The organism is Pseudarthrobacter phenanthrenivorans (assembly GCF_000813845.1).
GTDB lineage: Bacteria > Actinomycetota > Actinomycetes > Actinomycetales > Micrococcaceae > Arthrobacter > Arthrobacter phenanthrenivorans_B.
In genome coordinates this window covers 33,948-45,941 of record NZ_JWTB01000011.1, presented here as the reverse complement: position 1 = coordinate 45,941, position 11,994 = coordinate 33,948, and the positions used below count along the sequence as shown (strand labels likewise).

General features: G+C 67.0%; 14 protein-coding genes. 5 read left to right on the top strand and 9 right to left on the bottom strand.

From position 1 onward, the window contains the following. Positions 1-3: 3 nt before the first annotated feature. A complete protein-coding gene (locus tag RM50_RS05760) occupies positions 4-1,341 on the bottom strand; it encodes a hypothetical protein (protein WP_043450842.1) in 1,338 nt (445 codons plus the stop codon). Beyond that, positions 1,341-1,643: a hypothetical protein gene (locus tag RM50_RS05755; RefSeq protein ID WP_043450839.1), complete on the bottom strand. Its 303-nt coding sequence runs from the start codon at positions 1,641-1,643 to the stop codon at positions 1,341-1,343. Before RM50_RS05755 ends, RM50_RS05760 begins: the two co-directional genes overlap by 1 nt. 166 nt (positions 1,644-1,809) lie before the next feature. Between RM50_RS05755 and purB the strand changes: the two genes are divergently transcribed. Both purB and RM50_RS05745 read left to right on the top strand, forming a co-directional pair. Further along, positions 1,810-3,252, top strand: coding sequence for an adenylosuccinate lyase (purB, locus tag RM50_RS05750; RefSeq protein WP_043450837.1), 1,443 nt, complete (start codon positions 1,810-1,812; stop codon positions 3,250-3,252). A gap of 133 nt (positions 3,253-3,385) precedes the next feature. Beyond that, positions 3,386-4,063, top strand: a complete 678-nt coding sequence (locus RM50_RS05745; protein ID WP_043450835.1) for a histidine phosphatase family protein — start codon at positions 3,386-3,388, stop codon at positions 4,061-4,063. Here the strand turns inward: RM50_RS05745 and RM50_RS05740 are convergent. The 3 genes from RM50_RS05740 to RM50_RS05730 form a co-directional block, all read right to left on the bottom strand. Next, the gene (locus RM50_RS05740) at positions 4,060-5,010 is read right to left on the bottom strand and encodes a serine/threonine-protein kinase (protein ID WP_052259991.1); all 951 of its coding nucleotides are present in this window, start codon (positions 5,008-5,010) and stop codon (positions 4,060-4,062) included. The two genes, RM50_RS05745 and RM50_RS05740, sit on opposite strands and share 4 nt — an antisense overlap. After that, positions 5,007-5,324: a hypothetical protein gene (locus RM50_RS05735; protein WP_240471894.1), complete on the bottom strand. Its 318-nt coding sequence runs from the start codon at positions 5,322-5,324 to the stop codon at positions 5,007-5,009. Before RM50_RS05735 ends, RM50_RS05740 begins: the two co-directional genes overlap by 4 nt. A 70-nt stretch (positions 5,325-5,394) precedes the next feature. Then, entirely contained in the window at positions 5,395-5,910 is a 516-nt protein-coding gene (locus RM50_RS05730; RefSeq protein ID WP_043450824.1) for a MarR family winged helix-turn-helix transcriptional regulator, read from the bottom strand. A 156-nt stretch (positions 5,911-6,066) separates the two neighbouring features. On the opposite strand from RM50_RS05730, the gene RM50_RS05725 reads away from it, so the two are divergent. Together RM50_RS05725 and RM50_RS05720 are read left to right on the top strand one after the other, a co-directional pair. Next, the gene (locus RM50_RS05725; protein WP_043450822.1) at positions 6,067-6,570 is read left to right on the top strand and encodes a GNAT family N-acetyltransferase; all 504 of its coding nucleotides are present in this window, start codon (positions 6,067-6,069) and stop codon (positions 6,568-6,570) included. A gap of 56 nt (positions 6,571-6,626) precedes the next feature. Beyond that, positions 6,627-7,061 carry an acyl-CoA thioesterase gene (locus tag RM50_RS05720; RefSeq protein ID WP_082006992.1) on the top strand — a complete coding sequence of 145 codons (435 nt, stop codon included), beginning with the start codon at positions 6,627-6,629 and terminating at the stop codon, positions 7,059-7,061. A 20-nt stretch (positions 7,062-7,081) separates the two neighbouring features. Here RM50_RS05720 and RM50_RS05715 read toward each other — a convergent pair whose 3' ends face one another. Next, positions 7,082-8,137: an FAD-dependent monooxygenase gene (locus RM50_RS05715; RefSeq protein WP_205622232.1), complete on the bottom strand. Its 1,056-nt coding sequence runs from the start codon at positions 8,135-8,137 to the stop codon at positions 7,082-7,084. A 58-nt stretch (positions 8,138-8,195) separates the two neighbouring features. Here RM50_RS05715 and RM50_RS05710 point away from each other — a divergent pair, with 58 nt between their 5' ends. Then, complete coding sequence (locus RM50_RS05710; RefSeq protein WP_043450820.1) at positions 8,196-8,735, top strand: TetR/AcrR family transcriptional regulator; 540 nt, start codon at positions 8,196-8,198, stop codon at positions 8,733-8,735. Positions 8,736-8,786: 51 nt separating this feature from the next. Here RM50_RS05710 and RM50_RS05705 read toward each other — a convergent pair whose 3' ends face one another. The 3 genes from RM50_RS05705 to RM50_RS05695 form a co-directional block, all read right to left on the bottom strand. Next, the gene (locus RM50_RS05705; protein WP_043450819.1) at positions 8,787-9,974 is read right to left on the bottom strand and encodes a 4-hydroxybenzoate 3-monooxygenase; all 1,188 of its coding nucleotides are present in this window, start codon (positions 9,972-9,974) and stop codon (positions 8,787-8,789) included. A 113-nt stretch (positions 9,975-10,087) separates the two neighbouring features. After that, on the bottom strand, positions 10,088-10,831 hold the full coding sequence (locus RM50_RS05700) for an IclR family transcriptional regulator (protein WP_043450817.1): 744 nt from the start codon (positions 10,829-10,831) through the stop codon (positions 10,088-10,090). Positions 10,832-10,915: 84 nt separating this feature from the next. Next, a complete protein-coding gene (locus tag RM50_RS05695; RefSeq protein WP_043450816.1) occupies positions 10,916-11,980 on the bottom strand; it encodes an FUSC family protein in 1,065 nt (354 codons plus the stop codon). Positions 11,981-11,994: the final 14 nt, after the last annotated feature.

The following is an 11,994-nucleotide window of genomic DNA, read 5'->3' as shown; positions in this document are numbered from 1 at the left end:
GTCCTACCGGGCACTCTGTTGGGGACGACCGGAAAAGGGGTCCCTGCGGTCCATGGGAGGAGGCGGCGGGGGTGTCTTCGTCAAGGAAAAGCGGGTGGCGGTGGCGGCTCCCCCGGCCCCCAACACTGCGCCCAGTGCAGCGGTGGAGTGGACCAGCGAAGGATCCTTGCTCGCCGCCACAAGGCGGCCGGCCTCCTCATATCCGCTGAGCCGGTGCCCCGGTCCCAGGCCGGCATCCTCCCCGCCGCGGACATAGAGGTCATTGGTCACGGTAACGGTGACCTGGTTCCTGGTATCCGGATTGGCTGAGCCGTCGCTGCCGGGTACCCAGTCGGTCCGGTGTTCCAGATGCAGGGTGCTGACATCGTCCGGAGGGACGATGCGGGAAATGGGTGAGCCTGCGGTCACAACATATTTCATGTCGTACTCCCGGGAGAAGTCCTTGTCCGCCGCCAGGTTCATGGCATGGATGCCGCCTTGGCTGTACCCCACTGCCACCACGTCCGCGCCCTGTTCCGCGCCGGCGGCGTGCAGGGCCTGGAGGACGGCAGCATTCACCTGGGCCGATTTGTTGCCCATGCCGTCGACGATTCCGCCCAGGTCGAAAGGATTGGTTCCGGCGTCCTCTTCCTTCACCTGCGTCCCGGGAACCACCACCACGTACGCTTTTCCACCCTTGCCGGCCACCTCGATAACTTCGATGAATCCGCTGCCGCGTGCCTCCAGCAGCCTGACCCGCTCCAGCAGTCCGGCAGGCGTGGCATCGAGATTGATGGTCATGCTTTCCTCCTGCTTGGCGTTGACCGACCCTGTGCGCAATGAAGCGAACACCTCTTCGACCGCGGGCCTGACCATCGGGATGATGGTGACGGCGTGTGCCGCCAGCCTTTCGGTGGCGTCACCGTTGAGGAAGCCGGTCCGCCAGAAGTCTGCATGCTTCTGCAGTTCCCTCCGGGGGTCCGACAGCCCCACGATCCGCTTCAGCTGCTCAGCCGCCTCGTAGTCCCGCCGGCAACTGCGCACCTGCCCGCTGGTCCGCTCCAGCTCGAGCCGGACCCGCCGGCAGGCGTCCCTTGCCTCACCCACCGCGATCAGCGCGGCAGTTCCTGTGCTGCGCGGCTGGTTCTGGTACGAGCCAAGTCCTTGCCAGGCGCCGAGAAGTTGCGTCTCGACGGCGGCGATGCGGCTGGCGAGGGTGTCGAGCTTTCCGGCTCCCACGTCCAGTTCCTCCAGCTGGACGGTGATGCCGCCCACGCCCCCGGTAATGGTCAGGATGCCGTCCGGGGGCGGGGGTGAGACACGGATGGGGCCGCCTGATCCGGCCGGTGTTGCGTCAACCATCAGAACGGGCCGTCCGGCGAGCACTCCGACGTCAGCGCAGCCCGAGCATGGGCCGCCACTGCCGCAGAGGCATCCCGGATCCTGTCCAGGGCTTTTCGAACCGCCACCGCCTGCAGGCTCACGGAATTGCGGTAGGCCTGCCCGGCAGGGGACTCCCAGCCCGCCAACTGGATCTCATGGAAGCCCGCCAGGACCTCTTCCATTTGGTCGGAGCACTGTGAAACCTTCCTGCCCAGCTCCTGGACTTCGAGGCTGGCGTGCAGCCCGCCGCCCCAGATGCCATTTCCTGATTCGTTTCCCATGCCAGCTTCCTGTCGTGGCCTCCCCGGCCGGGTGGTGCGCCAAATCCTGCTGTCCCCAACGCTAGGGAGGCAGCGCTGCCCAGCGAAGGGCCGTCGTCGGCTATGTGGACAAGTAACGGAAGAGGGCGGCTTAAGGCCGCGCCGGACTTCATGAAAGAATCAGCACATGCCTGAAACTGCCGCCACAGCTGATACCCGTACGCCCTCAGGACGCCTGGCCCTCGCCGCGTCGCCGGAAAAGATCGCGCTCGGACCCCTGGACGGCCGCTACCAGTCCGCCGTCGCCCCCCTCGTTGACTACCTGTCCGAGGCAGCCCTCAACCGGGACCGCGTGGCCGTGGAGGTTGAATGGCTCATCCACCTGACCAGCAACAACGTGCTTCCCGGCGCGGGGCCGCTGGAGAAGGAACAGCAGGAGAAGCTGCGTGCCATCGTCACCGAATTCGATGCTGCTTCCGTGGCCGAGCTCGCCGGGATCGAAGCCGTCACGGTCCACGATGTGAAGGCCGTGGAGTACTACATCGGCCGGCGCCTGCCCGCGATCGGCATCGAAAACCTGACCGCAATGGTCCACTTCGGCTGCACGTCCGAGGACATCAACAACCTTTCGTACGCGCTGGGTGTCAAGGGTGCCGTGGAGGACGTGTGGCTGCCGGCAGCCCGCGGCCTGGTGGCGCAGATCAGCAAAATGGCCGATGAGAACCGCGCCGTTCCGATGCTGTCCCGGACCCACGGCCAGCCGGCCACGCCCACCACGCTCGGCAAGGAACTCGCGGTCATCGCCCACCGGCTGACCCGCCAGCTGGACCGGATCGCCAGGACCGAATACCTGGGCAAGATCAACGGCGCAACCGGCACCTACGCCGCGCATGTGGCCTCCGTCCCCGGCGCCGACTGGCAGCAGGTGTCCCGTTCCTTCGTCGAAGGCCTTGGCCTGACGTGGAACCCGCTCACCACGCAGATCGAAAGCCATGACTGGCAGGCTGAGCTGTACGCCGACGTTGCGCGCTTCAACCGCATCCTGCACAACGTGTGTACCGACATCTGGAGCTACATTTCCATCGGCTACTTCGCGCAGATCCCGGTGGCCGGCGCGACGGGTTCGTCCACCATGCCGCACAAGGTGAACCCGATCCGCTTCGAAAACGCCGAAGCCAATCTGGAGATCTCCAACGGTCTGCTGGACACCCTCGGTGCCACCCTGGTCACGTCCCGCTGGCAGCGCGACCTGACCGATTCCTCCAGCCAGCGCAACATCGGCGTGGCCTTCGGGCACTCCCTCCTGGCCATCTCCAATGTGGCCAAGGGCCTGGAACGGCTGGATGTTGCCGGCGACGTGCTTGCTGCGGACCTGGACACCAACTGGGAGGTACTCGGCGAGGCGATCCAGATGGTGATGCGTGCCGAGGCGATCGCCGGCGTCGAAGGCATGGAGAACCCCTACGAGCGCCTCAAGGACCTTACCCGCGGCCAGCGGGTGGACGCGGCGCGCATGCAGGAGTTTGTACAGGGTCTGGGCCTTTCCGCGGAGGCCGAAGCCCGGCTCCTGGCCCTCACGCCCGCCAAATACACGGGCATCGCCGACACTCTGGTGGACCACCTGAAGTAGTCCGCGCAGCAGGAAGAGACAGTACGACGGCGGCGCCGGGCTCCAAGGGGTCCGGCGCCTTCGCGGCGGCCGGGCCGGGTGACGCCATGTGCACGTGGGCCTCATGCCAGTGTGGGGATGGGAAACTGGGAACATGAAGCTGCTCCTGATCCGACACGGCGAAACCCCCGGCAACGTGCTGGGCCAACTGGACACCGACCACCCCGGTCCGGGACTGACCGAACTGGGCGAACGCCAGGCGGAGGCGATGGCGCGGGCACTGGCCAACGAGCCGATCGCCGCGCTCTATGCCTCCACGCTGATCAGGACACAAATCACCGCGGCGCCGCTGGCGCGGCTGCATGCCCTGGATGTTGAAGTGCTGGAGGGTCTGCACGAGATCGAGGCCGGGTCGCTGGAGAAGCTCACGGACCACGAATCCCACAAGCGCTATATGGGCACGGTGATTTCCTGGGCTGCGGGAGAACTGGACCGGCGCATGCCTGCCGGGCCTGACGGCCATGCCTTCTTTGAGCGGTTTGACGCTGCTATTGCGCGCGTTGCCGAGCGGGCCGCCATGGAACAGCACGGGACGGTGGCAGTGGTCAGCCATGGTGCCGCGATCCGCACCTGGGCCGGCCTCCGGGCCGAAGGGGCGGACCACGAGTTTGCTGCCCGGCATGTCCTCGCCAACACGGGAATTGTGGCGGTGGAGGGCAACCCGGCCACAGGCTGGAACTTGCTGCATTGGGATGGAAGCCCGGTTGGCGGCCTCGCCTTGGCGGACCCTGCCGCGGAGGACCCGACGGGGCGGGACGTCGCGGGAGCCTAGATCTGTTGGCGGTGGCGCCGCGGAGAGAACACCGGCAGGGACCGGCACGGTGCCGCTGGGATGCGGGCCGCCGGCGCAACCTGGGTTGGTGCGGGAGCGGCGGGGATGAGCCGTGCTGCCATCGCAGCGGCTTCTTCCGCCGTGGGCCGCTCCCCTGGATCCATGGCTGTCAGGGAACGCAGCAGGAGGGCCCAGTCGCCCAGGTGGCCGGGAACCTCGGGCGGCCGCAGGGTGCGTGCAACGAGGGATTCGATGGCCGTCCCCGGGAACGCCTTGGCGCCGACCAGGAGCTCAAGCAGGACCAGGCCCATGGAGTACACATCCCAGCAGGGCTGCGCCACCCCGCCGGAGGCTTGCTCGGGACTCATGTAATGGACTGTTCCGGATGACATGCCGGGTTCGGGCGCTGATCCCGCAGGCGCTGCGATCCCAAAGTCTATGATCCTGACGGGACTTCTCCGCAGTCCGCTCAACATCAGGTTGGCCGGTTTGATGTCACGGTGGACAAGACCGTTGGCATGGAGATGCGCCAAGGCATCGAAAAGGCTCCGCGCCCAGAAGGCAACGTCAACGGGCCGTGGCCTCTGCAACCGGATGGTTTCCGCCAAGCTGGTACCCAGGGCCAGTTCCTCCACGAGGAAGGGGCGCCCGGAGTAGGTCCCGCGGTGCGGCATGGCGCCCTGGGAAACAAGCCTCACGATGGAGGGATGGTTCAGCCCCGCCAGGACGGCTGCCTCGTTGTTGATCCGCTGGTGCTGCTTCCGCCCGTCCGCTGCGGCGATCTTCACCGCGACGTCGGGGCCGCCTGCCAGGTCTACGGCGCGGAAGACCTCGGCGGCAGATCCCCGGCCGAGGCGTTCCCGCAGCCCGTAGTGACCGGCCACCAGGGCGTCGGCGTCGCCCAGTCCATGAAGCGGCAGGGCGTGCGCTGCGATTCCGGTGCTCATGCGGCGAGGGCGGCCGGACGGTCCCCGGAGCGGGTCTCCCCCGGCGTCCAGGCGTCGAGCTGGAAGCCGCAGGCGCAGCGCCAGACGGGAGGAAGTTCGATGCTGCCGGCGTCACCCGGGGCAAAGGTGTAGCTGGTGCTGCCGCCGCCAACGGCCGGTGTAACGATCTGCATGGCGGCACCGCAGTGGACCGCCGGATTTTCCTGCGGCGCTGTGGTGCCGGCCAGGGTGGATCGCAGGTCGCTCGTCAGGACTCCCCCGGCTGTGCCGGGATTTGGCGGTGAAACTTCGGTAAAAGTAACCAACACACTCACGACTCCGTTGGGAAGCAACTTTGGGAACAGTCGTAAGCATACATATAACTAGTTGAACTAGCTAGTCAGCCTAGTGAACTTTGTGCGCTTCCTTTTCGGACACCTGCAGGGCTTCGGTCATGCGCTGCAGGAATTCCACAACCACCCGGGCCTCGTCGGCAGTGAGGCTCTCCGCCACCGTCATCATCCTGCGATGCATGGCACCGAGCGTTTCGCGGACCTCTTTGTCGGATTCAACAGTGGGAACGACCACAACCGAACGCCGGTCCGTGGGGTGTGCCTCGCGCCGGACGTGCCCGCTGGCCACCAGGCGGTCAATCAGCGAGGTGGTGGAGGCGCTAGTAATATTGAGGAATTGACTGAGATCCTTGGGCACAACCTGCTTTCCGGACGCCTGGACCCGCAGCAGATACCTCAGGGCAAGAATGTCCGTTTCCCCCATGCCCATGGAGTCCCTGGTATTGCGGCGGATCTCGGTTTCGGCCGAGCGGTAGTCCCGGAGCGACTTCAATACTGCCGCGCTGTAGTCCAGCTGCCCGTCGGGGCCGTACCAGTAGCCGGATCCCTCGTTGCCCGTAGAAACCATAAAATCATTTTAGACCACCTGATAACTAGGCTGCCAAGTAACATATGGATCCCTAGCCGCCGCACCGTTATCCGGGTGCTAACCGCCGGGAAACACCCGCGTAACTCCCCGCCTTTAGCCTTGTACGGCATACCCCTCCGGCGAATCGAGGCAGATATGCAGACCAATCCCAGGCTGAACATCCGGCAGGTCTCCTGGTCCAACCCCGTTGGTGCGGATCTCCGCCGCGCCCAGCAGGCCGAACTCGACGCCCGCTTTGGCCGGCCTGACCACGAACCCGGGCCGCCGCCGTCGGCCGCCGACTGTGCGGTGTTCCTGGTGGCATACGACAAGGGGTCGGGACAGCCCGTTGGCTGCGGGGGCCTGCGGCTCCTCGACTCATCGACCGCCGAAATAAAACGCCTGTATGTGCTGCCGTACACGCGCGGCTCCGGGGTGGCCAGTTCCATCCTTGCAGCGCTGGAAGCAGAGGCATTCCGGCAGGGCATCACCCGCATCAAGGCGGAAGCGGGGTCAGCCCAGCCGGACGGCCGCAACTTCTACGAGAACTCAGGGTTTGAGGCCATCCCGAACTTCGGCCCCTACGCGGGAGTGGAGCATTCCTACTGCTACGCCAAGAGCATCAACGCCCACAGTGCCGCGCAGACCGCCATGGCCTAGCACCGGCCGGCCGTCATACTCCGGCGCCCTGCGTGCGGTCAGGCTAATCTCGCGGTATGGAAACAGCAGACATCACGTTCCGGACCCGCAAATGGGTCCGGCCCGAGGACCTCAACGCCAACGGGACCCTCTTCGGCGGAAGCCTGCTGAAGTGGATCGATGAGGAAGCGGCAATTTACGCCATCCTGCAGCTGGGAAACGGCCGCGCGGTCACCAAGTACATTTCGGAGATCAACTTTGTCAGCTCCGCCGTCCAGGGCGACCTGATCGAGATGGGCCTGACCGCTACCCGGTTTGGCCGCACCTCGTTGACCATGCGCGCCGAGGTCCGCAACATGATCACCCGGCAGAGCATCCTCACCATCGAGGAAATCGTCTTCGTGAACCTCAACCAGGACGGCAAGCCCGAGCCGCACGGCTACACCGAAATCACCTATGACCGGGACCGGATCCCCACCCACCACCTGAGCGGCACCACCCCCAAGGACTAACGCAACGGCGAGGCGCGCTGTCAACGCCCCGCGCCGTTGCCGGCGGCCGCCCTTTCGTCCCGGCGCCGGGCCAGGTCAAGCAGGCGGTCGCGCAGGGGCTGGGCTCGTTCGGCCAGCGCCACCCGCATCATCACCGCCGATGCCCGGCTGAGCGCCCGGGTGCGCAGCCGGCGCTGCCGGTTGTAGGCCGCGAGCGCCCGCTCCTGCGGAAGGCTGTTCAACAGGTCCGCCAGGGTCACTGCGTCAACAAGGGATTCACAGGCGCCGCGGCCCAGGTTCGGAGTCATGGCGTGTGCTGCATCGCCCACCAGCACGGCGGCGCCGCTGACGTAGGACCGCAGAGGCGGCGTGGTCCAGATCCGCTGCGCGAGCGAGAGCTCCGGAACCGCTGCGGCGAGCACGTGCCGGATAGCCGGAGCGTGGCCTGCGAAACGCTGCCGCGCCTGCTCCAGGGCCTGTTCAACGTCAATGCCGGTGGGGCCCAGTCCGGAACGCCAGCTGGCGTACCAGTTGGTTCCCCCGGGGGAGGCTGCGATCCCGAAAAGGTCACCCCGCCCCCAGTATTCCCCTACTGCCTCGGGATCGACGGGCGCCGGAATGGTGCCCCGCAGTGCAAGGCAGGACGTTACCGTGGCATCTGCAGCGGCACCCCATACCTGGCGGCGGACTATGCTGTGGACCCCATCAGCGCCCACCACCAGTCCTTGGCCGGCCGGCAGTTCCTGCACCTGCGTGGTGACCCGCCGGACCGTTGCCGGGACAGCCGAGTCGAGGAGCCGAAGCAGGTCCACCCGTGACATCCCGATCAGCTCGCCGCCGTTGACGGTGATCCACGGTTCACCTGCCGCATTCCGGATGGAACCGCTGCCAAGGGCGGGGCTCACCGCCCGCGCCTGCCCGAGGATTCCCACCCGCGCCAGCGCCCGCTGGGCGTTGGGCCACATGGCCAGCACAGTGCCCACCGCCGGCAGTTCGGGACGCTTCTCGTAAACCGTCACCTCGAAGCGGCCGGGCTCCAGGCAGGACGCGAGGGCAAGACCGGCAATGCCGCCGCCAACGATCGAGATCGTTTCCATGCCCACAATTCTACTACTTTTGTAGTGAATTGGAAGGGAGTGCCCGTAGACTGGCACCATGCCCGACCGACGGACCCAGCTGCTCGATGCCGCACTGTCCATCGTCGCGGAGAAGGGGCTGAAGGGCCTCACCCACCGCGCCGTGGATGCAGCCGCAGGGGTTTCCGAAGGGACGACGTCCAACTACTACCGCAACCGGTCAGCACTGGTGGAAGCAGTCCTGGACCGCCTCCTGCAGCTGGACGCGGAACTTCTGCAGCACGTCGGCCCTGCCGGCCCGCCACTGGACGCGGACCAGCTGGCCGCCCAACTGGCCGCGATGGTGCTCGCGCTTGCCCGGCAACATTCTGGCCTCACCCGGGCCCGGCTGGCCCTGTCCCTGGACCGCCCCGAGGCAGTGACCGCGGGGCACCGCCTGCTGGTGGGCGGCCTTGAACAGGCGCTCAGGGCCCTCGGGGTGGCGGACGCAGCGGCACGGGCCCGGGACGTCGCGGACTACTGCGACGGGGTCCTGCTGCACCTGCTCACCGTCCGCCGCGACGAAGACCCGGACGCCGCGGCCACTGCGGCGGCGATCCGGCGGCTGCTGGGCCGCTGAACCTGCAAAAACCCCTGAATCCGCGGGCGGCCACCCGCCGTCGTCCATTGCCTATGAGGCCGCGGGCCAGCCCGTGTATGCCTCAGCCAGGTCCGCCATGCCATGCCGGGAGGAAACTACGGAGTTCAGCTCACCGAGCTGGCGGGCACGGGAGAAGTCGTCCGCATCGGCGGGCGTATGCAGCATGGTGGTCATCCAGTAGGAGAACTGCTGGGCCTTCCACACCCGGGCGAGGGCACGGTCGCTGTAGGACTCGAGGAGCAGGTCCGAGCCGGAGTTGTAGTGGCTGTCCAAGCCTTCGAACAGGACCTTGACGTCGTTGATGGCCAGGTTGAGGCCCTTGGCACCGGTGGGCGGCACCGTGTGCGCGGCGTCGCCGGCCAGGAACAGGTTGCCGTGGCGCATGGGGGCGTGGACGAAGCTGCGGAACGGCAGCACCATCTTTTCCAGGACCGGCCCTTCCTTGAGCTCGAAGCCGTTGCCGTTGACGCGGCTGCGGAATTCGGCCCAGATCCGGTCGTCATCCCATTCCGTCACGTTCTCCTTGGGGTCGCACTGGAAGTACATCCGCTGCACGGTTTCCGTACGCTGGCTGATCAGGGCGAAGCCGTTGGCCGAGTTGGCGTAGATGAGTTCGTCGGAGCTGCGCGGTGCCTCGGCCAGGATGCCGAACCAGGCGAAGGGGTACTCATGGAAGTACCACTTGCGGTGGGCCTCGGGGATCTGGAAGCGGCAGTGGCTGCGGGAACCGTCGGCCCCCACCAGGAAATCGGCCTGGATCTCGAACTCAACGCCGTCGGCATCGGTGAACCAGACCTTGGGCCGGCCTTCGAGATCGTGCACCGAGGTGTCAGTGACGCTGTAGCGGACATCGCCGCCGTCGCCCTTCCTCCGCGCGGCGAGGTCCAGGAAGACGTCCGTCTGCGGATACAGCCACACCGACTCCCCCACCAGGTCCTTGAAATCGACCCGGTGGCTTTCCCCGTTGAACCGGAGCTCGATGCCGTCGTGCCGGTCCCCGTCGCGCAGCACGCGGTCAGACACCCCGCTGTCCACCAGCAGGTTGACCGTGCCGTGTTCCAGGATTCCTGCGCGGACGGTGTGGGCAATCTCCTCATGGCTGCGGATTTCGATCACCGTTGACTCAATCCCGGCTTTGGCCAGCAGGTGGGAAAGCATAAGCCCGGCGGGGCCGCCGCCCATGATGGCCACCTGGGTGGTGATGACTTTTCGTGCCATGATCTGTTCTCGCTTCGTTGCGGGTCCCGCCTCGGCGGGACCGGACCGGTTCGTCTGCCCATCAGTGTGGGCTAAACAGCGTGACCGCCGTTACAACAATTCCGTTGAATGGATCAGGTATCGGCCAGTTGCCGGGCGATGCCGCGGGCGGCCGTCTGCAGGGCGGGGACGAGCGCCTGCAGACGCATCTCCCGAAGGGGGACCACGACGCCGAGTGAGGCCAGGGCGCGCTGCCTGCGGTTGAGGACGGGGACGGCTATGCCCCACGTGTCCGGATCCACCACGCCTTTGAGCTGGGCGAAACCCTGGCGGGAGGTTTCGGCGAGCAATGTCCGGACCCCGCCGGCCGTGAGCTTTCCGTCCGGGTCAGTGAACCCGCGGAGGTATTCTTCCTGCACCTGCCTGTCCTGGTGGGCCATCAGCGCCAGGCCGGCCGACGAAATGTGGATGGGCATCCTGCCTGCCACCTGCGCACGGTTGGCCACCGAACCGCGCCTGGACAGCCGCTCCACGAAGAGCGCCTCCCAGCCGTCCAGCACCGCCAGATTCACGTTTTGGTGGAGGACCTGCTGGATGTCTTCCATGAACGGCATGGCCGCCTGGCGCAGGGCCAGCGTGGGCGATGCCCGGTTCACCAGCTCCCACAAACGGAGTCCGGGGCGGACCATGCCTCCCGGCGCCGCCTCCAGCAGGCCATGGGCGGCAAGCTGACCCACCAGCCGGTGCGTTGTGGTCAGCGGCAGGCCGGCCTGCTGCGCAAGTTCATTGAGCTGGAGCGCATTGACGTCCTGCGGAAACGCCGAAATCAGGCGGACGATCCTGTCCACCACCGAGTCCCCGGACTGCGAGTTCGCCACGGCCGCCGCCTTCCATTGAATGGGAAGTCCAGCCTACCGCGTGCGGATGCGGGCAAGGCGCCCGGGCGGCCAAGTGCCAGGCGGTCAGGCCGCCGTCGTCCTCTGCCTAATCCGGCGCCATGCGCCCGGGGCCAGCACCACGGCAATCCCGACGGCCGCGCCGATCACCGTCTCGATGATGCGGTCCCGCAGCAGGATGGACGGCGAGGCCGGGACCACCAGGAGCGTGGACACAAGGGCCAGGGGCGTCACGAAAACCTGCGCCAACAGGTACTGGCGGATGATGAACATCTCGGCGCCGAACTGGCACAGCGCCATCACCAGTACGGTCTGCCAGGGCTGCAGGCCCACCAGCAGCACCGCGGCCAGGACGAGCAGTCCCAGGACGGTGCCGATGATTCTTTGGATCCCGCGGCGCACCCGGTGCCGGGTAGTGTGGCCCACCAGGGGGACCACGGCGGCCACCATGGCCCAGTAGTTGTGCCCGAATCCCAGGCGCTCACCCGCCCACGTGGCAAGGGTTCCGGCAAGGCCGGCGGCCACCAGGTAGCCGAGGCCCTCCAGCCATGCTGCACGTTTTTCCGCCGGGGTGCGGCGGATGCGGGGCGGGCGGGCCCAGGGTGTGCGGTGGCTGGGAAGGATGCGCGAAGAGAACCCCACCAGCAGGGCGAACACCGTGGTGAGCACCGCCACCAGCATGCCCTGCCACAGCGGGGGCTGGTTGGGAATGGAGGCGATGGCGGCGAAGGCGAAGATGTGGAAGAGCGAACCGGCAGGGCGCAGCCGGAGCCAGGAAATGGCCACGGAGCACGCGCCGGCCACCAGCGTGGTGGCCAGGACCAGCAGCCAGGTGTGGGTGGCGGCGTCCAGGCCCCATGCCGGACCCATGCGGGCGGCGAGCGCCGCCAGGAGCATGACCAGCAGCATCAGCAGACCGGCCCGCAACTGCAGCACAAAACGGACGGCGTGCGGTTCACCGCGGCCGTAAATTCCGGTGAAGGCTCCAAAGGACGCAAAGATGGCCAGGTCCAGCCGGCCCAGCAGCACCAGCGTGATCAGGGGCACGAAGACGCCCACGGCACACCTGAACGCGGGGTGGTGGTCCTTGTTGCCGGGGCCAATGCTGAACATTTCAGCAAACATCTTCACAGGCAGCGCCTTCC